The sequence below is a fragment of the Myroides fluvii genome, assembly GCF_009792295.1.
Classification (GTDB): domain Bacteria; phylum Bacteroidota; class Bacteroidia; order Flavobacteriales; family Flavobacteriaceae; genus Flavobacterium; species Flavobacterium fluvii_A.
The window spans coordinates 473,897-496,244 of record NZ_CP039934.1 but is presented as its reverse complement, the minus strand read 5'-3'; the positions used below and the strand labels follow the sequence as shown (position 1 = coordinate 496,244).

Genomic DNA, 22,348 nt, shown 5'->3' with positions numbered 1-22,348 from the left:
TTATTTCAATATAATTTTCTCTAAATTTTGGTTAAACCACTTGTGTTTGACAATAATCATCGCGTGCGTTCCTCCTGGAACTTCAATTGCATTTCGTATGTTTTTGAAGGGAAATACTTCATCTTTTGTGCCGTGAATATGAACTACATGGTCTAATTCTTCTTTTTGATTCCAAGTTAGAACAGCTTGTATGCACCAATTGAGATAATGGGGATCCCGAATAGACAAGTAACGGTTATAGAGCGCTACTCGTCTTTTTTGTTTATCCTTGCCATAGCGTTCAATTAACCGCAGTAAAAACTCAACTCCATGCGTTGGAATCAATTTGTATAATCGAGTATATTTTGCCCATTTAAAGTGTTTTGGAAATTCTTTGTTTGACCGTACACTAGAAATGATAACTACTTTTTGCACACCTATGAGCTTCGATAGTTCTTGTGCAAGAATCCCACCAAATGAAACGCCTACCAAGATAGGATTATTATGTTGAATGAGGGGAATGTATTTTTGGGTATAATTGACTAAGCTTTCTTTTTTATCACATGGCAACCATTCTAAAAAGTATAATTCAAAACGCGAAGTATCCCATTCCAATCGTTCAAAAATGAGGGAGGTTGACGACATTCCAGGAAAGAAATAAATTGGTATTTTGTTCATTTTAAATAAATTAACATACTAAATAGGGGTAATGTGGAAAAAAATGACGAACTTTGATAAATATAGGAATAAAACTTTTTGTATTCACTGTATAAATCCGCTAAAAATTTCTTAGGATCTAATTTTGTTATGGAAAGACTCTTTGAGAGTCTATATTTTTTTTTGCTGTGAAAAAGACATACGCCTAACATGAAAATATAAAATTTTAGTATAATGGAAATTAAAGACAATGAACTACTTCGTCAGTTTGAGCTCGAAACCGATCAAGGTTTGCTTAGTGTGGAGTATTCGCTTCAAGAAAGAAAAATCTTTCTTACCAAATTAAAGGGATTCGAAGAAGGAGTGCAGGCGCAATCCATCGATTTCTTAAAAGGAGTACTTGATATCGTTCGAGAAAAGAGATTGAGAGTCGTTCCTACACATCCAAAAATTGTTTCTTTCTTTAGGAAAAATCCTACGTATAAAGAAATGCTTCCTCCAGGGATAAGAATTTAATCCTGTGAGATTTAAAAACCACTTATAACATACACAACATACCCCTAATTGGGTGAAAAAAGCAAAAAACCTGTTTGAACTTCAATTCAAACAGGTTTTTTTATTTAATCTAGAAAATCAAATCGAACGATACCGTCTTCATCAATCTTGGTTAACTTTATAGGTCGTAGTGTATTCACTAAAGCGGGATTCCAAGGGGTCTTTACTTTGACGTAGTTCTCAGTAAAACCGTGGATGTATCCTTCTTTGTTTTCACTTTCAAATAAAACTGTTTTATCTAAGCCCAATTGTGACTCGTAGAACGCTCGACGTTTCTTTACTGACAATCCACGCAACATTTTACTTCTTTTATTTCTCACTTCCATTGGAACAACATCTTCCATATCGACTGCTTCTGTATTATCGCGTTCTGAATAGGTGAATACGTGTAAATACGAAATGTCTAAATCGCTCAAGAAGGTATAAGTCTCGAGGAATTTTTCATCTGTTTCACCCGGAAATCCAACAATCACGTCTACACCAATGCAGCAGTCGGGCATTACTGAACGGATTTTGTCTACGCGTTCAACATAGAGTTCGCGCATATAACGGCGTTTCATTTTCTTTAAAATGTCGTTGCTTCCCGATTGTAGGGGAATGTGAAAATGCGGAACAAAGGTTCTACTTTGTGACACAAACTCGATGGTTTCGTTTTTCAATAAGTTAGGCTCAATCGATGAGATACGCAAACGCTCGATACCTTCTACCTTATCCAATTCTTGTACCAATTCCAAAAAGGTGTGTTCGTGCTTTTTATTGCCAAATTCACCTTTTCCATAATCGCCAATATTTACCCCTGTTAAGACAATTTCTTTGATATCTTGAGCCGAAATCTCCGCCGCATTTTTCAAGACATTTTCCATCGTATCGCTACGAGAAATTCCTCGAGCTAATGGAATGGTACAGTACGTGCATTTGTAATCACAACCGTCTTGAACTTTTAAAAAGGCTCTGGTTCGATCTCCGATAGAATAGGAACCGACATAAAAATCAGCTTCTGAAATTTCACACGAATGTACCTGACCCATTTCATTTTTTGAAAGGTCATTGATGTAATCGGTCAACTTGAATTTTTCCGTTGCACCTAAAACCAAATCAACCCCATCTACATTGGCTAATTCGGCCGGTTTTAACTGCGCGTAACAACCGACAGCGGCAATAAAAGCCTTGTCGTTTTTCTTTTGCGCTTTCTTTACTATTTGTTTGAATTGTTTATCTGCATTTTCGGTTACAGAACACGTATTAATTACATAAATGTCTGCCACATCCTCAAATTCAACACGATCAAAACCTTCATCTACGAAACTTCTTGCTATTGTTGAGGTTTCAGAAAAGTTTAGCTTACATCCTAAGGTGTAAAATGCTACTTTTTTTCTATTTTCCATAATCATTCTTTACTATGAGTAGTAACTTTGAAGTATATTTACTCTTTGTTGTCACAAAGCTTGCAAATTTACGTACAAAATTCGGTTTGATGAAATCAATAATTTATTATATATCAATTCTTTGCGTTGTCTTCACTGTTTATTCTTGTCAAAATAAAAGAGATAAAAATGAGAGAGGGGCAGTATTTCGATACAATGAAAGTTCAAATATTCAAACACTTGATCCTGCATTTGCGAGAAGTATGGCTATTATTTGGCCGTGCAACCAGTTGTTTAATGGATTGGTTCAACTTGATGATCAATTGAATGTTGTGGGAGATATTGCACAGTCATGGAAAGCTTCTCCGGATGGTTTGACGTATGATTTTACCTTGCGTCAAGGAGTCTATTTTCATCCGCATTCTGCTTTTGGACCTAAGCAAACTCGAGCAGTTACCGCAAGTGATTTTGTTTATAGCTTGGATCGATTAACCGATGCAAGAACAGCTTCTCCTGGTGCGTGGATTATGCAGAAGGTCAAGCGCTATACAGCACTAAATGATACCGTGTTTCGCTTGGAATTAAAAGAATCGTTTCCCGCAATTTTAGGGTTGTTATCCATGCGTTATGCCTCTGTAGTTCCCCGTGAAGTAGTGGAAGATTCACAACACGATTTCAGAACGCATCCCATCGGGACAGGCCCTTTTTATTTTAAATTTTGGGAAGAAAATGTCAAGTTGATTTTAAGACGCAATCCCCGTTATTTTGAAAAAGATGAAAAAGGGGTGCAATTGCCTTATTTAGAGTCGGTCGCTATCACTTTTTTACCAGATAAACAGAGTGCTTTTTTGCAGTTTATTCAAGGTAAATTAGATTTTATTTCGGGATTAGATCCTTCGTATAAGGATGATTTAATCACCCTAGAAGGACAATTGCAAGAGAAATATCAACCGGTGGTGCAAATGGAAACAGGACCTTATCTCAACACAGAGTATTTGGGTTTTAATATGGAAGAAAAACAAAGTGCTATTCAGGATAAGCGAATTCGACAAGCACTAAACATGGGATTCGATCGCGAAAAAATGATTAAGCATTTGAGAAGCGGGATGGGAACGACGCAAGTAGGAGGGATAATTCCCAAAGGACTTAAAGGCAATATTCAGCCAAAAGTGCGCTATGATGTAACAACCGCTAAAGCTTTAGTAGAGGAGTATAAAAAAGAATACAAACAGTCTAAAGTGGTGATTGCTTTATCTACCAATGCGGGTTACTTAGATATTGCGGAATATTTGCAAAGAGAGTGGCAAAAAATCGGGTTGACTGTTGAAATTGACGTAATGCCACCAGCAACATTAAGGCAAGGGATGGCATCAGGGAAAATAGCTTTTTTTCGCGGTAGTTGGATTGCAGATTATCCCGATGCGGAGAACTATTTATCGCTATTTTACAGTAAAAACAAAGCTCCTAATGGGCCTAACTATACTTTTTTTTCCAATACAGGGTATGATCAATTGTATGAAAAAGCACTTCAAGTTACGGATCAAAAAATAAGAGAGCAATTGTATGAACAGATGGATCAGTTAATCGCTGAAGAGGTACCCGCACTTATTCTGTTCTACGATCAAGCCGTTCGTTTTAGTCGAAAAGACATTCGTCAGTTGGGAATAAATCCAATGAATAATTTATTCTTGAAAAAAGTTAGTAAAGATTAGAGGAAAAGATTTTCTTTTAGTGGAGAATTCTTTCGGATATAGTATCTTTGAATGCACAGCAAATCAAGGAGATATTCGATTTGCTATAGTACAACCTTACATACGAATTATTATTATGAATGAATTAGTCGTTCTAATTGTGGATGACGAGATGAAAGTTGCCGAAGTATTAAAACACCGATTGCTCCATAGCATTCGCAGTCAACATAAGATGGTGTTTTATACCGCAAAATCAGTCGAAGAAGCAATAAAAATGATTGATCAATATGCGCCAGATTTAGTTTTTTTGGATATTCAAATGCCCAGAGAAAACGGATTGGCCTTGTTTGACTATTTTAAAGAACCGCTTCCGTTCGAGGTGGTAATCACCACAGCTTATAGCCAATATGCATTAGAAGTACTGAACCAATATGCTTGTTTACATTATTTGTTAAAACCAATAGCTGTTGAAGAACTGCAATTGGCTTATGATAAATTTGTTGAAAGAGAGGATCAACAATATTTCATCAAATTGATTAAAAATAATCAAAAGAGAGAGGCAGTTTCCGTAGAAGATATTATATACTGTAAAGCGGATGATAATTACTGTGAGATTTACCTAAAAGACCAAAAGTTTTTGGTATCCAAAACATTAGGGGCAGTTTCATCTAAGTTACAACACCCGCAATTTCATCGTGTAGGACGTTCTTATGTGGTTAATATAAAGCATATTAAACATATTGATATGGGAACGAATCGCATTGTATTTAAGGATAAAATCATCATTAATGAGCAAGAAGTCAATCACTATATTACAATTTCAGCTGCTAAAATGAAAGAATTTAGATGGCTTGAATTATGAAATGGGGGATTGCATTTCTACTGTGCTGCTTTAGTTTTTCCTTACTTTATGGACAAGCAACAGTTACCAAGCGTTATACGGCTGAAGATGGACTGATTGCCAACGATGTTAGAGCATTATTGTTAGATAGTAGCGGTGTACTTTGGATTGGGTCAAGAGCAGGATTAAGTGTGCGTCAACAAGGGCGGTTTGCGATTGATGAGGAGGCGTTGCATTATCGTTTTACCAATGTAACTTCTTTAGTCGAAGATCAAGATCAAGGCATTTGGATTGGAAGCTATGGCCAGGGAATTTTGTATAAAGGCAAGAAGCAAACGCTTTTGTTTAATGAAAAACAAGGCTTGGCAGCCACCCGGGTTAATGCGCTCTTTGTATCGGGTACTACGCTGTATATTGGAACATCAGAAGGAATCTCTTTACTCGATATCCAAAAGTTGACATTTGAAACTTACCAAGGAAAGTATGTGCTTAAAACCCCAAGTCCAGTCTCTAGTTTTTATCAAATTGGACAGGCTATTTTTGTCACGACGATTAATCATGGTGTTTTTAAAGTAGAAGGAGAAAAGTTAATCCCTCTAAGTGAGAATAAAGAAATAGTAGCTTCTCTTTTTAATTCAAAGGATCAAACGCTATTCTTGGGGTTGAAGTTTGACATAGAAATGCACCAACTTCAGTCGAAGCAGGCTGTGGTTAAATACCCAATTAAAGGAACGCGATTTTTTCAACAAGTGGAGAATCAAGTGTATTGGGTAGGGGCTGATATATTAAATGAAGGTGGTGGAATTTATGCCTGGGATGGTAAACAAATAAAAAATCTCAATCAAAAGTATGGCATATTCAATACAGAGCTCCTTAGTTTAGCCTATGATGCAAAACGGAAATTTTTATATGTAGGAAGTGAGAAACAAGGATTATTCCAAGTTGATCTAACTTCTCCTTTGCGTTTCGATTCGCGTTTTGGTTCCATAGAAGCCACGGCGTTACACCAGCATACCGTTTATGTATTTGGAGTACAGGGACTATACTTGTTGCAGAACAACCAAGTAGTACATACTGTCGATAAAACTGCGTTTAAAGCTTTTCAATTGGCGCATAACAAAAAGTTTATCGGCTTAACAACGCGAGCCAATCACTTTTTTGAAATCGAACATCGGATTCCAGCTGAAAAAATCCAGTTTTACAAAGCGATTCCAGCTCTAAATTCCATCTGGGTGAGTACCAATATTGGTCTTTTTCAGTTGAATTATCAAGGAGTTATTGAAAATTATCTCGGTATTCACACCTATCAGTATGACTTTATTCAAGAAAAATTAGTAGAGACAGATCCGTACGGAGGGGTAAGACTTTATCAAAACATCCCTGATTTTCAATATCAGTTTTTCGATCGAGCGGAAGGAGATTTTGTTCCTCGTGATATTGTAGCTATGCAGGCGATTGGAGATAAAATGTACTTGGCAGGTGCATTGGATGGATTGTATGTCTATGAAAATAATCGATTCCGCTCTTTATTAGGCGAAGGAGTATTTGTAGAAAACCGCTTGAAATACCTTGAAAAAGGAGAAGGAGAAACGCTATATGTAGCCACGGATTTTGGTGATATTTACTGTTTAGATGTCAGTGGTCAATCCCCAAAAGTCATCCGGAAAATCCCACAACAAGCTATTTTAGGTCATGGAATAACCTTCTTGCACTATCGCAAAAATCAATTGTTGATTGGAACGAATAAGGGTGTTACAGTAATAGATCCCGAGGGAACTTTTCTGTTTAATATTGAACAAGGATTAGATAATTATAACGTAAAAAGCAGTGCTATTTTTGGAAATCAATTGATTTTGGGAACAGATGCGGGACTCTATACGTTGAATCTGGATTACTTTAAACCCCAAAAAGTAGCGTATAACCTCGTTCTCTCGTCGATTAAGGTAAACGAAACAAAAGTAGATCTACAAGTCTTAGCGCATGAAAAGCAAAGAAAGTTAGAATTGCCCTATGATCAAAATTCTATTTTTGTCAATTTTGTGCTGTTAGGAGCAAAATATCCTGAAAAATTAAGTTTTCAATATCGCGTAAAATCAACAGCAGAATGGATTGATTTAGAGCAAAACACAATTTTATTGAGTTTTTTAAATTCCGGAGAATATGCGATTGAAATTCGAGTGTATGACTATGACAAAGGAACAGAGCAAATCATGCCTTTACTCTGGCTTACAATTCAACCTCCCTTTTATTATAGCTGGTGGTTTTTTAGTTTAATCGGACTTGTTGGAATAGGTGTTGTAGTGCTTGTTGTCCAACGAATGAAACGCCAACAAGAAATAAAAGATAAGCAATTGCGCTATGAGAAGAAAGTAGCTGAATTAAAAGTATTGTCGATTCGAAGTCAATTGAATACACATTTTATTTTCAATGTATTGAGTTCGTTTCAATATTTTATCATTGCACACAAAGACGAAGAAGCCTTGTATTATCTCGAGCGTTTTGCTGCTTTAATACGAAAAACATTGAATTTATCTATGATGGATGAAGTAACCCTAAAAGAAGAATTAGAGTATATAAAAGGGTATTTTGAGTTGGAAAATATGCGATTGGACGAACGGGTTCAACTGGATATTACTGTTGATCAAGGCGTGTGTTTAGATCAAATTAGGATTCCCCCTTTACTACTACAACCCTTTGTTGAAAATAGTTTGATTCATGCCTTTCCAGAAAGTATTGAACATCCCATAATTACAGTAAAAGTGTATCAAGAAGGTCAGGATGTGATTTTGGAATTGATTGATAATGGAATAGGAAAGCAACTAATACCACAATCGTTGCCAATACACGATTCGAAAGGACTATTTTTAGTGAAAGAACGCATGAAGATGATTCAAAACTATTTGGATGAACACATTAGTATTGAATCTACAGCAGCAGGAACCCGTGTTCGCTTGGTTTTAAAGGACACGTTGAGTAAAGAAATCAAATAAATTCACGTCAATTATTTGTTAAGAAAACGGGGGAATAAAAGAAAGGATTGTATTATTGTCGTGAGGCAATTGAAAATCCTGATGAAAGAGGATTGTGCTGAATTAATATTTGTTTTATGAAAGGAAGATTGTTGTTTGTAGGAATTTTTATTGCCTATTTTTTAGCTAATATCTATTTGGGAATTCGCGTATATCCCTTATTTGACACCGCGATTTGGAGTGTTCAAGTTCTCTACGGATTGGCCGTTGCTTTTTTGGTGATTTCCCCTATTTTGTTTTTTGCCTTTAGAAAACGCGTTAGTGTACCTAAAGCGGCAATCTTGTATAAGGTAGGAGCGGGATGGTTGATGTTGATTATCTATTCTTTTCTCTTGGCTTTAGTTTCGGATTTACTCCTCTTCATATTATCTAGATTCTCAGACGTAACGAAGGCTGTATCAGGAAGGATCGATCAATATCAAGCAGGATGGATTGTTCTAGGGACGCTTTTGATTGCCTTGGTTGGCAATATAAATTACTACAAAAAGAAAGTCGTACGGCTAATTTTGGATACTCAAAAACCGTTAAATCAATCCATAAAGATTGTTGTTGCAAGTGATTTACATTTAGGTCATGCCATCAGTCGAAAAGAATTAAAACGATGGGTCGCCTTCATCAATGAACAACAAGCAGATGTTGTTTTATTTGCAGGAGATATCATTGATAATAGCTTGTTGCCTTTGACCTATTATAAATTAGATGAATTGCTACGCGAAATACAAAGTAAACACGGGGTATATGCTTGTTTGGGCAATCACGAGTATTTAGCTAATGTCGAGATGAGTTTGGCCTTTTTGGAGAAATCAAATATTACAGTTTTGAGAGATGAGGTTGTTGAAATCTTAGGTGGGCAAATTCAGCTTATTGGGCGAGATGATAAATCCAATCCACATCGAAAAGCACTCAAAGAGTTGATACAGCCAAATCCCAATGCAGTTCAAATTGTATTAGACCATCAACCCTACACCTTGGAAGCAGCAGCAGAACAACAGGTTGATTTTCAGTTTTCTGGGCATACACACCGCGGACAAGTCTGGCCTTTTTCTTGGGTGACAGACTATCTCTTTGAAAAATCTCATGGTTATTTGAAAAAAGGGACGACCCAATACTATATTAGTTCAGGATTGGGGATATGGGGAGGAAGATATCGCATCGGAACACAGTCAGAATATGTGATTGTTACCCTATATACGAAGAAGAATACGGAGAAAGTGTAAGGGGTGGGAATACAAACTTTTTTAATGGAGAATAAAAGGCTATTTTTGTCAAAATTTTGTCACAGTGAATTATTTATCAGTAGAAAATATATCGAAATCTTTTGGGGCACATAACTTGTTTGAGAATGTGTCATTTGGTATTAATAAAGATCAAAAGATTGCCTTTGTTGCAAAAAACGGATCCGGAAAATCGACGATCTTAAAAATATTGAATGGCTTGGATGATCCCGATAAAGGACAAGTTGTTATCCGCAAGGGAATTCGAATGGAATTCTTATCTCAAGAACCCAATTTACAAGATGAATTGACGATTGAAGAAAGTATTTTTGCTTCGGATAGTGCCATTTTAAAGGTAATTGAAGGCTATGAAAAAGCATTAGAGAATCCAGAGGATCAAGATGCCTATCAAAGTGCTTTTGAACAAATGGAAATTCACAACGCGTGGGATTTTGAAACCCAATACAAACAAATCTTAACCAAGTTGAAGCTTGATGATTTGAAAATAAAGGTTAAAACCCTATCTGGAGGACAAAAAAAGCGTTTGGCTTTGGCGATTATCTTAATTAATAAACCCGATTTATTAATTCTCGATGAGCCGACGAACCACTTGGATTTGGAAATGATTGAGTGGTTGGAGAATTACTTTGCCAAAGAAAACATCACCTTGTTTATGGTAACGCACGACCGTTTTTTCTTGGAGCGTGTGTGCAATGAAATTATCGAATTAGACAATGGATTGATTTACCAATACAAAGGGAATTATTCCTATTATTTAGAGAAGAAAGAAGAGCGTATTGCAGCTGAAAATGCTAGTATTGATAAGGCACAGAACCTTTTTGTCAAAGAATTATCTTGGATGAGAAGACAGCCGAAAGCCCGTACGACCAAATCGAAATCGCGTATTGATGATTTTTACGTGATCAAGGAAAAAGCGAGTAGCAGAAGAAAAGAGCACCAAGTTGAATTAGAAATCAACATGGAGCGCATGGGAAGTAAAGTAGTCGAATTACACAAGCTGAATAAATCATTTAAGGATAAAGTAATTCTGAATGACTTTAGCTATATGTTTAATCGCGGCGAGCGCATTGGTATTATCGGAAAAAATGGATCTGGAAAATCGACGTTTTTAAATATTTTGACTCAAGGGGTTCAACCGGATACAGGAAAAGTAGTTATTGGAGAAACAATCAAGATTGGGTATTATACACAAGGTGGAATCACAATTAAGCCAGAACAGAAAGTAATTGATGTAATCAAAGAGTTTGGAGAGTATATTCCTTTAGCAAAAGGACGTTCAATCTCTGCAGGGCAGCTTTTAGAGCGTTTCTTATTTGATCGCAAGAAACAGCACGATTTCGTTGAAAAGTTAAGTGGAGGGGAGTTAAAACGCTTGTACTTGTGTACGGTTTTAATTCAGAACCCCAATTTCTTGATTCTCGATGAGCCAACGAATGATTTGGATATCGTAACCTTAAATGTATTAGAGAGCTTCTTATTGGATTATCCAGGCTGTTTGGTGGTAGTGTCACACGACCGTTACTTTATGGATAAGATTGTCGATCACTTATTTGTGTTTAGAGGTGAAGGGGAGATAGAAGATTTTCCAGGAAACTATTCTGATTTTAGATCCTATGAAGATAGTATCGAACCGGTAAAAGACGAAGAACCGAAAGAAAAGGTAAATTGGAAAGCGAATCAAGTGAAAAATGGATTGAGTTTCCAAGAGCAAAAAGAGCTACAAAAAATTGAGCGTGAAATGGCGAAATTGGCAGAGCAAAAACAAGCAATTGAAAAAGAATTTGCCGATGGAAAAGTAACCGATGATCAAATTGATGTGAAAGCAAATAGTTTAAAAAAGATGATCAAAGAGCTCGAAGAAAAAGAGGAAAAATGGTTTGAATTATCAGCCAAAATGGAGGGGTAATTTGAGACGTGAAAATAGAAAAAAAGAGGGTGAAAAAAGTTTTTTCATCCTCTTTTTTTCTTTTTGAGATCGAATAAAGCTATAAAATATAGTGAAATTTTAAGATTTTAACAAGAGTTGAAATGTTAAAGTTTTTTCTTCTATCTCTTTGTTAATCAGTGTTTGTGTGTAAAAGTAAGGTTAAGGGAATGTAATTTAACGATTAAAAAATAGGCAGATTTAAAAAAGGGGGTAACTTTGCGGAGTGAAATTTCAAGTGGTGACAGGGCTTGAGAAATTAATTTTAATGAGGAAAAAATGTTCTTTTTTTATTGGTTTATTACTGCTTTTAGGTGGAGTTTTTTCGGGTTTTAAAAAGTATGAAGTCATACTTTTAGAACAGTATAAAATTGTACCTACAGAAGCGCTTTCTTATCATCTTCCTGAAGAAAAAATCACGGAAGTAAAGAAGGCTGATCAAGCTGCAGTAATACCATTTACAGGGAAAACCTATATAGGGTTTAAACAGGCCCTAGGTGCACGTGAATCAAATGGATTGTACCGAATTGTCAATTCGTTTGGTTACATCGGAAAGTACCAATTTGGAAGGTTAGCTCTACGATCAATTGGAATTTTTGATTCTGAAGAGTTTTTGAATGATCCGCAATTACAAGAAAAAGCATTTGATGCTTTAATTGCAAAAAACAAATGGATTCTGAGAAACGAGATTAAAACGTTTGAAGGTCGAAGAGTTGATGGGATCAAAATCACGGAGTCGGGGATACTAGCCGCTGCTCACTTAGGTGGTGCAGGATCTGTGAGAAAGTATTTAAGAAGTAATGGAGCTAATTCATTTAGCGATGGATACGGAACTTCAATCAAGACCTACTTGAAAAAATTTAGTGGGTATGATGTTTCAGAGATTGATCCAGAGAAAAATGCATTAGTAATGCTGTAAAAGTATAAAAGGCGGTCTAACTTTAGACCGCCTTTTTTTATGTATAAAAAAGCAAGATGCATTTAGCGATTCCGTGAAGCTATCTTCTCGTGCCTTCTTTTATGGATTTCTCATTTTATTTGGTAGATAGAAAATAATTTTTACCTTTACACCTTCAAAACAAAGAAAAATGAATTTTAAACATACAAACAATTGGTGGTGGAACAACTTACGTCAAGACGTCGTGAGCTGTCCTGCTATTGGTATGTATGAAGAAAAAATATAACGGAACGCGTATATTATTCCTACACCTCTAAGGGCTTGTCATCACGACAAGCCCTTTTTTTGTGCCCAAAATTTTTAAATCAATTGTGAATATAAAACAAACAAATATGAAGTATCAAGTCAATCAAGAAGGATTTTATGGCGATTTTGGGGGAGCTTTTATCCCTTCAACCTTGCAACCTATTGTAGAAGAACTACAAGCCAAGTATCTAGAAATTATGGAAGAGCCTGCGTTTCAGGCAGAATATCAAAAGCTATTAGCGGATTATGTAGGTCGGCCTACACCGCTTTATTTTGCAGCTAGGCTATCCGCCCTCTACAATACCAAAGTGTATTTAAAACGAGAGGATTTATGCCATACAGGCGCCCATAAGATTAATAATACGATTGGTCAGGTATTGTTGGCTAAACGCCTAGGAAAGAAGAAAATCATTGCTGAAACAGGAGCAGGACAGCATGGCGTAGCTACAGCAACGGTTTGTGCGTTAGCAGGATTGGAATGCGTGGTCTTTATGGGGGCAACAGATATTGAACGTCAAGCGCCCAATGTAGCGCGTATGAAGATGTTGGGTGCTGAGGTTCGCGCTGCAAAAACAGGAACACAAACCTTAAAAGAAGCGGTGGATGAGGCGTTGTTGTACTGGATTGAAAACCCAGTTGACACGTATTACTTAATCGGTTCTGTGGTTGGGCCTCATCCGTATCCGGATATGGTCGGGCGTTTTCAATCGGTGATTTCCAAAGAGATTAAAAAGCAGTTGCTAGAGAAAGAAGGCGTGGATAAACCCAACTACATCATCGCTAGTGTGGGAGGTGGGAGTAATGCAACAGGTGCGTTCTATGAATTCTTAGAAGAGGAAGAGGTGAAGCTTATCGTTGCAGAAGGGGGAGGTTTGGGCGCTAATACCAATCAAACGGCTGCTACTTCTTTTATTGGGAAACCAGGGGTATTACACGGAAGTAAAACGCTATTCATGCAAGATGATGCAGGGGAGCCTTTAGAAGCGTATTCGATTTCTGCAGGATTGGATTACCCTGGTTTTGGTCCGTTATTCGCCTTGATGAAACAAGAAAATAGAGCGGAGTTCTTCGCTATTAAAGATGATGAGGCAATGGAAGCCGGTTTAAATCTGTGCAAAATGGAAGGGATTATTCCTGCCATAGAAAGTTCACATGCTCTCGCAGCTTTACAACATAAAACATTTTTGCCAACTGATATTGTAGTTGTAAACCTTTCCGGTAGGGGGGATAAGGATTTACAAAATTATACTCACTACTTTCAGTTATAGTTTTTTCAGGAAAAGGCCCACGTAGGAGTGGGCTTTTTTTTATGGATAGAGATGTTAATCAGAGTGCTCAAAATTGATTGGTAGTTTTATAAAAAAGTTTCAGTCCATTTGTAAAATCATTTTGTATTGTGTAAATTTACACTATACGTTTTTGAAAAGTGAGTATTTTTAATTTAAAGAGAAGAACGATTGCATGATAAAAACATTTAAGAGTAAGAATTTAAAATCCGTTTGGGAGACTGGAAATGAAAAAGGATTACCTCCAAATTGTGTTCGTAGAATTGCTAAAATTCTCAATTTGATTGATCAAGTGAGTGATATTACTGATTTAGGTGCTTTCGGAGCAGCATATAGAATCCATAAATTGAAATCACCTCCTTACATAGGATATTATTCAATGGATGTGACGGGGAATTTTAGAATCATTTTTGAAATTGAAAAAGGAAATGTTTATCATGTTCATTTTCTAGATACACATTAGAAGAGTCTATTTTAGAAATCTTTTTACTAGTACATCATTATAATTATCTAAAAAAGATACAATATCAAAAGTAAGTAGAGCACTTTTTATAATTAATATACCACAACGAAAGAATTGTCAAAATAAAAAGCCCAAATATGAAATCTAATCTCATTATACATCCTGGTTTATATTTAAAAGAGGATGTAATAGAAGCAAATCAGCTATCTGTAACGAAAGCAGCAGAACTTTTAGGTGTAACGCGAGTTAATTTATCTAATATTCTCAATGAAAAAACGAATATAAGTGCTAGTATGGCTATTCGCATAAGTCAAGTTTTTGGTGGAACGGCTGATATTTGGCTTAAACTACAAATGCAGTATGACCTAGTAGTAGAGCAAAAAAAATTTGAAGAAAATAAGATTCATTTAGCTAAGTATGAACCTGTTTTATAATTGAGTTCTATTTGTTTAAATATAAAAATGCCAAACGCATCAAAGTGGTTTTTTATACCTATATATAAGGTATAAAAATCATCTCCATAAAAATATCCCATCCAAAACAAACAAATACTATATTTGCACCGGTTTAATAAAAATACAATATGATAACAGTTAATGATGTTGCTGTCCAATTTGGTAGTACAACGCTTTTCAGTGGCGTAAGTTTCTCGATTAATGAAAATGACAAAATTGCCTTAATGGGGAAAAACGGTGCAGGTAAATCTACTTTGCTTAAAATTGTTGCAGGCGTTGACAAACCTTCGTTAGGGTCTGTTGCTGCACCAAGAGAAGCCGTAATTGCTTATTTACCACAGCATTTATTAACTGCGGATGATTGTACGGTTTTTGAAGAAACATCCAAAGCGTTTGCGCAAATTTTCTCGATGAAGAATGAAATTGAGCAAATCAATGAAGAATTAACGGTGCGTACGGATTACGAAAGTGATGCGTATATGAAGTTGATTGAACGCGTATCGGAACTAAGCGAGAAGTTTTACTCGATTGATGAGGTAAACTACGAAGCTGAGGTAGAGAAAGTATTGAAAGGATTGGGATTCTTGCGCGAAGATTTTACGCGTCCGACCTCTGAATTCAGTGGAGGGTGGAGAATGCGCATCGAACTAGCAAAAATTTTATTGCAAAAACCCGATTTAATTTTATTGGATGAGCCAACCAACCACATGGATATAGAGAGTATCCAATGGTTAGAGGAGTTTTTGTTAACACAAGCTAAAGCGGTAATGGTCATTTCCCATGACCGTGCGTTTGTCGATAATATTACCAATCGCACCATTGAAGTAACAATGGGTAAAATTTACGATTACAAAGCGAAATATTCAGATTATCTAGTTTTGCGTCAAGATCGTAGAGCACATCAGCTCAAAGCATATGAAGAGCAACAAAAGATGATTGCCGAAACGACAGAGTTTATTGAGCGTTTCAAAGGAACCTATTCGAAGACTTTACAAGTGCAATCACGCGTAAAAATGTTGGAGAAGTTAGATATCATTCAAGTGGATGAGGTAGATAATTCAGCTCTTCGCTTAAAATTTCCTCCAGCAGCGCGTTCAGGACAATATCCTGTTACGATTGCTGAAATGGGTAAAACCTATGGGGATCATATTGTGTTTAACGACGCGAATTTAGTGATAGAACGCGGACAAAAAGTTGCCTTTGTAGGAAAGAATGGAGAAGGTAAATCAACGATGATCAAAGCGATTATGAAAGAGATTGATTATACGGGAACCATCGAATTGGGACACAATATTCAAGTGGGGTATTTTGCACAGAATCAGGCGTCTCTATTGGATGGGGATATCACTATTTTTGATACGGTAGATCGCATTGCAGAAGGAGATATCCGCACGCAAATCAAAAATATATTAGGAGCATTCATGTTTTCTGGAGATGACATTCAGAAGAAAGTAAAAGTACTTTCAGGAGGAGAGAAAACCAGATTGGCCATGGTGAAGTTATTGTTAGAACCGTATAACTTATTAATCCTGGATGAGCCAACCAACCACTTGGATATGAAAACAAAAGACATCATCAAAGCAGCGTTGAAAGATTTTGAAGGAACCGTTATCTTAGTTTCTCACGATCGTGATTTCTTGGATGGATTAGCAGAAAAAGTATTTGAATTTGGAAATAAACGCGTCAAAGAACACTTTGAAGATATCAAAGGTTTCTTAGCACACAAAAAGATGGAAAGCTTACGCGAGATCGAAAAATAAACCCCTCGATTCGCTGAATTTTTAAAAACTCCTTCTCTTAAAAGACTTATGGCATGTGTTTTGTTAAGTTTTTTAAGGGAAGGAGTTTGTTTTTTTAATATTTACAAAAGATTTTTAGAAACGCTACGAATCAAAACGCTCTTTTTCTTTCTCCATCGGAGGATAGTATTATATTTGTAAAACGAATGAAAATAATGCTTCATAAAATGAAAAAGGTCGTATATTTATTGAAGCATTTAGGTGTAATTAACAACATTAAGTGAATGAAAAGAATAAACTTAAAACGTTTTTTTCTGCTTATCGGAGGAACTGTACTTTATTTTTCTATGTCGGGAATTAGCTATGGACAACGTTTGTCTTTTGCTGATGCGATGCGCGTGATGAATGAGGAGAATAGCTTGATTAAAGCGATGGAAAAACAAGAGGAAGTTCACCAATATGAATGGAAAGCCATGAAAGGCTTGCGTTCACCATCGGTTAAAGCTTTCGGAATGGGCCTTTACATGGATCGTTCTTTAGGATTAGATTTTAATGGACTTCGAAACCAAGTAGGTGATTTTGTGCATTTACCCAACTCAGAAGTATTGGGGAATTGGTCTGTAGATTTCAATAAACGAGACATGGCTTTTGGTGGTTTTATGGCTACTTGGCCTTTGTTTACTGGAGGAAAGATTAATGCCGCGGTAAAAGCAGGGAAACTAAAAAGTGAAATTGGAGAAAAAGACTTGGAGCAAACCAAGCATAAATTAATATCTGAACTTGTTGTCCGCTATTATTCGGTGAAATTAGCTGAACGCGCTTTAGTGGTGCGTCAAGAGGTTTTAACGGGTATGGAAAAGCACCAACACGATGCTTTGAAATTAGAAGAAAATGGCATGATAGCTCCTGTGCAACGCATGGCGGCGGATGTTGCTGTTTCGGATGCGAATCGCGAATTTGAAGCGGCTAAAAAAGATGCCACATTAGCGCGTTTAGCCTTAGCCAATACAATGGAAGTAGAAGAAGTAACCGAGGATTTAAGCAGTGATTTTTTTGTGCTCCCTCAATTGGAAAGTTTAGACTACTATCAAGTTTCAGCTACGGATCACTATCCTGCTTTGCAAAAAGTTGCCTTGCAAAAAGAATTGGCTGATCAAGGAGTGAAAGCCAAACAATCAGCGAATTATCCGACGGTGGTTGCTTTTGGACAAACGATTTTAGCGCATAATAATCCGATTAGTGGATTGGATGTGCTTTATGATAATAACAAGCCTTGGACTGTTGGTGTTGGTGTTACGTATACCTTATTTGAAGGATTTCGCAATAAAAATGAAATCAGAGCAGCTAAAGCAACGAGAGAAAGCGTAGCACTTTTTGAAGAAAAAGCAAAGGCTGATATTAAAATGTTAGTGGCTAAATTGTATCAAGATATCCAAAAACAAAACGAACAGATTGTGAGTTTAACCACTCAAGAATCGATGGCTATCGAATATCTCAGAGTGCGCAACAAAGCATTTGTTGAAGGTTTTGCTACCTCGACGGAAGTAGTTGATGCAGAGTTAAATTTATCGGTGGTTAAATTAAAGAAATTACAAGCGCATTTTAATTATGTAGCCAATGTAGCTTCTCTCTTTGAATACACCGGATTGAGTAATGAATTTGTCCAATTTGCAAAATAAATTGAAGGTAAGATGAAAAATAAAGTAATAAGTGCTATTGTTGGAATTGTGGTTGTCGCGATTGTTTTCGCTGTTTCTATTTGGTATATGAGTGCGCCCCAAGAGAGCTACATTCAAGGACAAGTAGATGCCACTCAAATTAATGTATCGTCTAAAATTCCAGGAAGAATTGACAATATTCTCGTAAAAGAAGGAGATAAGGTTCAAGCAGGACAAGTATTGGTTCAGATTAGTACACCTGAGATAGATGCTAAATTACAACAAGTAGAAGCCTTAAAGGCCGCTGCACAAGCACAAGATGCTAAAGCCAATACAGGAGCGCGTAAAGAAGAAATTCAAGCGGCTTATAATATGTGGCAACAAGCCAAAGCAGGGGCGGATTTTGCTCAAAAAACCTATGCAAGAGTAGAAAATTTATACAAAGAAAAGGTGATACCTGCACAGCAAAAAGATGAGGCCTATGCGAAATATACAGCAGCACAAGAGGTAGAAAAGGCAGCACATGCAACCTATCAAATGGCAAAGAGTGGAGCGAGATCGGAAGATAAAGCTGCGGCTTTAGCTGTCTTCAATCAAGCGAAAGGAGCCGTGGAGGAAGTGTTAATCTACAAAGGAGAAGGAGCTGTAAAATCACCCCAAGAGGGTGAGGTTTATACGATTATGCCTAATAAAGGAGAAATCGTTAATTCAGGTTATCCAATTGTTAACCTAGTGGATTTAAATGACGTCTGGGTGAATTTTAATATTCGCGAAGATTTGATGAGCAAGTTCAAAATGAATACCAAATTTCAGGCAAAAATTCCGGCTTTAGGCAATCAAGAAATTGAATTAGAAGTACAATATATTGCGGTACAAGGGGATTATGCTACTTGGAGTGCAACCAAAGCAAAAGGGGATTTCGATATGAAAACCTTCTTAATCAAGGCGTATCCTACACAAAAAGTGGAAGGATTAAGACCAGGAATGAGTGCTTTAGTAGTAGAAAGTAGTTTGAAGTAAAAATACAAATAACGTGAGTAAAGGTTTTTTATCCCTATTGAAAGAAGAGTGCAAGCGAATGCTGACAACACCTCGTATTTTGGTGTTGATTCTTGGCATTCCCTTGTTGCTGTTTCTATACTATGGGGCGTTGTTACAAGAAGGGGTTTCTCGAGATTTACCGGTAACAATCCTCGATTTAGATAAAAGTAGTACGTCACGTAAACTAGCGAGTTTTATTGATGCCAGTTCAGCTATGCAAATCGTTTATGAAGTAAATGACGAGCTAGAAGGACAAAAAACGGTGCGAAGCGGAGATTCTTTTGCGTTAATTATCATCCCTAAAGATTTTCAGAAAAACGTACAGAAAGGAGTGAAAACCAATGTAACTTGTTATTACAATGGGCAATATTTACTGCCCGCAGGTTTAATTCAACGCGACTTTCAAACAGCTGCAGGTTATCTCGCAGCTGGAGTTCGTACTATATCGTTAGAGCAAGGAGGTCTAATGCCTAATCAAGCTTTAGCGGCGGTAGCACCAATAAAGGTAGAAGAACACGTACTTTTTAATCCCTATACTAGCTATGAATATTATTTAGGCTTGGCTTTTATGCCCATGGCCTTGCAAATTATTATGCTAGTTGTTTCAATTTACGTTTTTGGTGTGGATTTAAAATACAGACGAGGAAAAGAACTACTAGAACGAGTGGACAACAAGATGTGGATGTTAGTTTTAGCAAAAATATTGCCTTATACCTTGGTTTTTATGGTATTGGGACTGTATATGAATAGTTATGTATTCTATAAGTTGAGTATGCCATTCAAGGGAAATTTCTTCGTTTTGAATGCCTTTTTCTTCCTGTTTATTTTGGTTTGTCAAAGTATGGCCTTTTTTCTAGCGTCGGTGATGAATAGCTTGAGGATTGCCTTAACCATAGGTGGAGCTTATGCGGCAGTAGCCTTCTCTTTTGCAGGTTATACGTTTCCGCCAGAAGGAATGAGTGGTTTTGTACGTGGGGTAAATTATGTATTTCCCTTTCATTCCTATATGCGTTTTGTTGTGAATTATGCCATTCGCGGTATTTCTTTCAATGCAGAACAAGCCGGGTATTTAATCGCTTTTGCAGTATTCATCTGTTTGGGGTTGATTGGAATCCCGTTTTATTATAAAAAATTACAGAAAGGAGGCTATGATGCTTAGAGGATTTATAGCAAATTGCACGTTGATTACGGAGTCTTGCAAAAGAGAAATCAAAATGATTTTCAAAGATTCTGCGATTGTGATTACGTATCTTGTCTGTGTGCTCCTAGTTGCTTTTGTGTATTCGTATGTGTATTCAAAAGAAGTGATTACAGCATTACCTGTAGCCATTGTTAACCAAGATCAATCGAAGATGAGCTTTCAACTTGATCGCATGTTGGATGCTACGCCTCAATTGAAGGTGGATTTGCGTACGGCGAGTATGGACTTGGCTCAGGAAGCATTTTATCAAGAGAAAATTAAAGGAATAATCGTTATTCCAGAACATTTCGGACGCGATTTGCAAAAAGGTAAAGTACCTACATTGGGTGCTTACTGCGATGCTTCTTATATGTTGTACTACAAACAAACCTTAGGGGCTGTTATGGTTACTGCTGGAACTTTAGGCGGACAAGTAGAAGTGAATAAGATGATGGCAGGAGGAATGCCGATGAAGCAAGCAGCAGCCACGAGACGTCCTTTTGATGTAACGGCTAAGCCTTTGTTTAATATTAATGGTGGGTATGCTACCTTTTTGATGCCTGCTGTATTCTTAATTGCTATTCAGACTTTACAATTGAATGGAATGGGAATTTTAGCGGGTACGCTGCGTGAAAAAAGACGTTTTGGTCAAGCCTTTGCCTATGCAACGGGACGATTTTCGAATTTCTTTTTAACGATAGGAAGAAGTTTGGCCTACCTCATATTATCTATGCTGATGATGTGGTTCGTACTGGGTGTGGTTATGCATCTTTTTACCTTTCCTCAACGTGGAAATTTAGTTGAAATTACCTTGTTTTTAATTCCATTCTTGTTAGCTGTTTCCTTTTTAGGGATGACGTTAGCGAATTGCTTTAAACACAGAGAAGATTCGATTATGACTATTACCCTTTTTTCTATTCCGACTTTGTTGATGACGGGATTGTCTTGGCCCACTACTGCTTTTCCGACGGCAATTAAGGTGATTTCCTTTTTTGTACCCTCTACAGTGGGAACGAAAGGCTTTGTAGCGTTGACTCAATTTGGGGCTTCTTTACACGATATAAGGGATTTATTTATGCAAATGTGGTTGGTCTGCCTCTTTTATTTTATGTTGGCTGTATGGACCAATTGGCGCTTGAGAAGAAAAGAAGAGGAACTTATTTCCCCAGAGATATAAAAAAAATAGGATCGTATATACGATCCTATTTTTGTATGGTTAATTGATAAATCGATGTGGGTAAGGTTGGATTGTCTGGATCAGTGCATAGGAAGAAGGATACTTCTTTCTTGCTGTTTTTATAAACGGTGATCCCTTCGAATTTTTGATTCGTACTGATGGTCTTCGTTTTCTCGAGCTTCATTTTCTTGGTGTTGATTTTTCCTACAATGGATCCTTTAATTTCACCATCTGCATAGGTAGAACCCGAATCTTCTGCTGTTGCAATGAAATAAAGCTCTTGATCGACTAAAACAGCATCCGTAAATCCTGTTTGTACGTTGTCTAATTTGGGCAATTTGATGGGAGTATAGGTAATTCTGAAATTGTCCAAAATACTCTCTCCTGTTACCACAAATACGCCATTTTGCTGTTTGGGACCATTGCCTCGATTGAAGAAGTACCAGGTTTCACTGTCGTAAACAACACCTTCAATATTAAAATCCGCGTCGTCTAAGTGAGCGAAAGCTTTCATGGATGCATACAACAAATCCAAGGATTGTTTACTCACAGGTTCATTCGTCATTTGATGAATTTCATACAAATCGGTTCGATTGGGTTTAGAGCCCGAACCAAATAAGTAGTAATTAACACCATCGAACGTCATGGATTCTAAATCGGGTTTTTCTGCTTTTGCAATGTGTTCTTGCCCGATATAATCCTCCGTGAGAGCTGTCTTGTTCAGTTGCTTTGACGGTATATCGTAGTGATATAAATAAGAACTATCGTCCGCAATTAAATGGAGTTTGTCTTCCGCATAGTATAAACCCGATGCCGCACTTAAGCCAATAATATGATAGAGGAACTCTAAAGTTAGTTTTCTCATGGTTA

The 22,348-nt window shown here is 36.9% G+C and carries 18 protein-coding genes; 15 read left to right on the top strand and 3 right to left on the bottom strand.

Features of this window, described 5'->3' with window-relative positions; all coding sequences use genetic code 11:
- Positions 1 to 657, bottom strand: a complete 657-nt coding sequence (locus FBR08_RS02325) for an alpha/beta hydrolase (RefSeq protein WP_158961228.1) — start codon at positions 655 to 657, stop codon at positions 1 to 3.
- Positions 658 to 870: 213 nt separating this feature from the next.
- Here FBR08_RS02325 and FBR08_RS02320 point away from each other — a divergent pair, with 213 nt between their 5' ends.
- Positions 871 to 1,152, top strand: a complete 282-nt coding sequence (locus FBR08_RS02320) for a GNAT family N-acetyltransferase (RefSeq protein ID WP_158961227.1) — start codon at positions 871 to 873, stop codon at positions 1,150 to 1,152.
- Between the two features lie 104 nt (positions 1,153 to 1,256).
- Here FBR08_RS02320 and mtaB read toward each other — a convergent pair whose 3' ends face one another.
- Entirely contained in the window at positions 1,257 to 2,576 is a 1,320-nt protein-coding gene (gene mtaB, locus FBR08_RS02315; protein ID WP_158961226.1) for a tRNA (N(6)-L-threonylcarbamoyladenosine(37)-C(2))-methylthiotransferase MtaB, read from the bottom strand.
- An 89-nt stretch (positions 2,577 to 2,665) separates the two neighbouring features.
- Here mtaB and FBR08_RS02310 point away from each other — a divergent pair, with 89 nt between their 5' ends.
- The 14 genes from FBR08_RS02310 to FBR08_RS02245 all read left to right on the top strand — a co-directional run bounded on the left by FBR08_RS02310 (position 2,666) and on the right by FBR08_RS02245 (position 21,478).
- Positions 2,666 to 4,267, top strand: coding sequence for an ABC transporter substrate-binding protein (locus FBR08_RS02310; RefSeq protein ID WP_158961225.1), 1,602 nt, complete (start codon positions 2,666 to 2,668; stop codon positions 4,265 to 4,267).
- 115 nt (positions 4,268 to 4,382) lie between these two features.
- On the top strand, positions 4,383 to 5,108 hold the full coding sequence (locus tag FBR08_RS02305; RefSeq protein WP_233266203.1) for a LytR/AlgR family response regulator transcription factor: 726 nt from the start codon (positions 4,383 to 4,385) through the stop codon (positions 5,106 to 5,108).
- Positions 5,105 to 8,077, top strand: a complete 2,973-nt coding sequence (locus FBR08_RS02300) for a sensor histidine kinase (protein WP_158961224.1) — start codon at positions 5,105 to 5,107, stop codon at positions 8,075 to 8,077. Before FBR08_RS02305 ends, FBR08_RS02300 begins: the two co-directional genes overlap by 4 nt.
- A 116-nt stretch (positions 8,078 to 8,193) precedes the next feature.
- Positions 8,194 to 9,333 (top strand): metallophosphoesterase, encoded by a 1,140-nt coding sequence (locus FBR08_RS02295; protein WP_158961223.1) that lies wholly within the window; start codon positions 8,194 to 8,196, stop codon positions 9,331 to 9,333.
- A 64-nt stretch (positions 9,334 to 9,397) separates the two neighbouring features.
- Positions 9,398 to 11,257, top strand: coding sequence for an ABC-F family ATP-binding cassette domain-containing protein (locus FBR08_RS02290; protein ID WP_158961222.1), 1,860 nt, complete (start codon positions 9,398 to 9,400; stop codon positions 11,255 to 11,257).
- Positions 11,258 to 11,543: 286 nt separating this feature from the next.
- Positions 11,544 to 12,194 carry a peptidoglycan-binding protein LysM gene (locus FBR08_RS02285; RefSeq protein ID WP_199268620.1) on the top strand — a complete coding sequence of 217 codons (651 nt, stop codon included), beginning with the start codon at positions 11,544 to 11,546 and terminating at the stop codon, positions 12,192 to 12,194.
- A 371-nt stretch (positions 12,195 to 12,565) separates the two neighbouring features.
- The gene (gene trpB / locus FBR08_RS02280; protein WP_158961220.1) at positions 12,566 to 13,747 is read left to right on the top strand and encodes a tryptophan synthase subunit beta; all 1,182 of its coding nucleotides are present in this window, start codon (positions 12,566 to 12,568) and stop codon (positions 13,745 to 13,747) included.
- 193 nt (positions 13,748 to 13,940) lie between these two features.
- On the top strand, positions 13,941 to 14,228 hold the full coding sequence (locus FBR08_RS02275; RefSeq protein ID WP_158961219.1) for a type II toxin-antitoxin system RelE/ParE family toxin: 288 nt from the start codon (positions 13,941 to 13,943) through the stop codon (positions 14,226 to 14,228).
- 137 nt (positions 14,229 to 14,365) lie between these two features.
- The gene (locus FBR08_RS02270) at positions 14,366 to 14,662 is read left to right on the top strand and encodes a HigA family addiction module antitoxin (RefSeq protein WP_158961218.1); all 297 of its coding nucleotides are present in this window, start codon (positions 14,366 to 14,368) and stop codon (positions 14,660 to 14,662) included.
- Positions 14,663 to 14,811: 149 nt separating this feature from the next.
- On the top strand, positions 14,812 to 16,443 hold the full coding sequence (locus FBR08_RS02265; RefSeq protein ID WP_158961217.1) for an ABC-F family ATP-binding cassette domain-containing protein: 1,632 nt from the start codon (positions 14,812 to 14,814) through the stop codon (positions 16,441 to 16,443).
- A 263-nt stretch (positions 16,444 to 16,706) separates the two neighbouring features.
- The gene (locus FBR08_RS02260) at positions 16,707 to 18,101 is read left to right on the top strand and encodes a TolC family protein (protein ID WP_158961216.1); all 1,395 of its coding nucleotides are present in this window, start codon (positions 16,707 to 16,709) and stop codon (positions 18,099 to 18,101) included.
- Between the two features lie 12 nt (positions 18,102 to 18,113).
- Positions 18,114 to 19,100, top strand: coding sequence for an HlyD family secretion protein (locus FBR08_RS02255; RefSeq protein WP_158961215.1), 987 nt, complete (start codon positions 18,114 to 18,116; stop codon positions 19,098 to 19,100).
- Between the two features lie 13 nt (positions 19,101 to 19,113).
- Positions 19,114 to 20,280 carry an ABC transporter permease gene (locus tag FBR08_RS02250; protein ID WP_158961214.1) on the top strand — a complete coding sequence of 389 codons (1,167 nt, stop codon included), beginning with the start codon at positions 19,114 to 19,116 and terminating at the stop codon, positions 20,278 to 20,280.
- A 55-nt stretch (positions 20,281 to 20,335) separates the two neighbouring features.
- Positions 20,336 to 21,478: an ABC transporter permease gene (locus FBR08_RS02245; protein WP_233266201.1), complete on the top strand. Its 1,143-nt coding sequence runs from the start codon at positions 20,336 to 20,338 to the stop codon at positions 21,476 to 21,478.
- Positions 21,479 to 21,503: 25 nt separating this feature from the next.
- Here the strand turns inward: FBR08_RS02245 and FBR08_RS02240 are convergent, their stop codons facing one another.
- Positions 21,504 to 22,343 carry a DUF6929 family protein gene (locus FBR08_RS02240; protein WP_158961212.1) on the bottom strand — a complete coding sequence of 280 codons (840 nt, stop codon included), beginning with the start codon at positions 22,341 to 22,343 and terminating at the stop codon, positions 21,504 to 21,506.
- Positions 22,344 to 22,348 lie beyond the last annotated feature (5 nt).

Excerpts from the sequence above, each read along its gene's own strand:
- FBR08_RS02325 (WP_158961228.1), bottom strand. The coding sequence starts at position 657 with ATGAACAAAATACCAATTTATTTCTTTCCTGGAATGTCGTCAACCTCC.
- FBR08_RS02320 (WP_158961227.1), top strand. The coding sequence starts at position 871 with ATGGAAATTAAAGACAATGAACTACTTCGTCAGTTTGAGCTCGAAACC.
- mtaB (WP_158961226.1), bottom strand. The coding sequence starts at position 2,576 with ATGGAAAATAGAAAAAAAGTAGCATTTTACACCTTAGGATGTAAGCTA.
- FBR08_RS02310 (WP_158961225.1), top strand. The coding sequence starts at position 2,666 with ATGAAATCAATAATTTATTATATATCAATTCTTTGCGTTGTCTTCACT.
- FBR08_RS02305 (WP_233266203.1), top strand. The coding sequence starts at position 4,383 with ATGAATGAATTAGTCGTTCTAATTGTGGATGACGAGATGAAAGTTGCC.
- FBR08_RS02300 (WP_158961224.1), top strand. The coding sequence starts at position 5,105 with ATGAAATGGGGGATTGCATTTCTACTGTGCTGCTTTAGTTTTTCCTTA.
- FBR08_RS02295 (WP_158961223.1), top strand. The coding sequence starts at position 8,194 with ATGAAAGGAAGATTGTTGTTTGTAGGAATTTTTATTGCCTATTTTTTA.
- FBR08_RS02285 (WP_199268620.1), top strand. The coding sequence starts at position 11,544 with ATGAGGAAAAAATGTTCTTTTTTTATTGGTTTATTACTGCTTTTAGGT.
- trpB (WP_158961220.1), top strand. The coding sequence starts at position 12,566 with ATGAAGTATCAAGTCAATCAAGAAGGATTTTATGGCGATTTTGGGGGA.
- FBR08_RS02275 (WP_158961219.1), top strand. The coding sequence starts at position 13,941 with ATGATAAAAACATTTAAGAGTAAGAATTTAAAATCCGTTTGGGAGACT.
- FBR08_RS02270 (WP_158961218.1), top strand. The coding sequence starts at position 14,366 with ATGAAATCTAATCTCATTATACATCCTGGTTTATATTTAAAAGAGGAT.
- FBR08_RS02265 (WP_158961217.1), top strand. The coding sequence starts at position 14,812 with ATGATAACAGTTAATGATGTTGCTGTCCAATTTGGTAGTACAACGCTT.
- FBR08_RS02260 (WP_158961216.1), top strand. The coding sequence starts at position 16,707 with ATGAAAAGAATAAACTTAAAACGTTTTTTTCTGCTTATCGGAGGAACT.
- FBR08_RS02255 (WP_158961215.1), top strand. The coding sequence starts at position 18,114 with ATGAAAAATAAAGTAATAAGTGCTATTGTTGGAATTGTGGTTGTCGCG.
- FBR08_RS02245 (WP_233266201.1), top strand. The coding sequence starts at position 20,336 with ATGATTTTCAAAGATTCTGCGATTGTGATTACGTATCTTGTCTGTGTG.
- FBR08_RS02240 (WP_158961212.1), bottom strand. The coding sequence starts at position 22,343 with ATGAGAAAACTAACTTTAGAGTTCCTCTATCATATTATTGGCTTAAGT.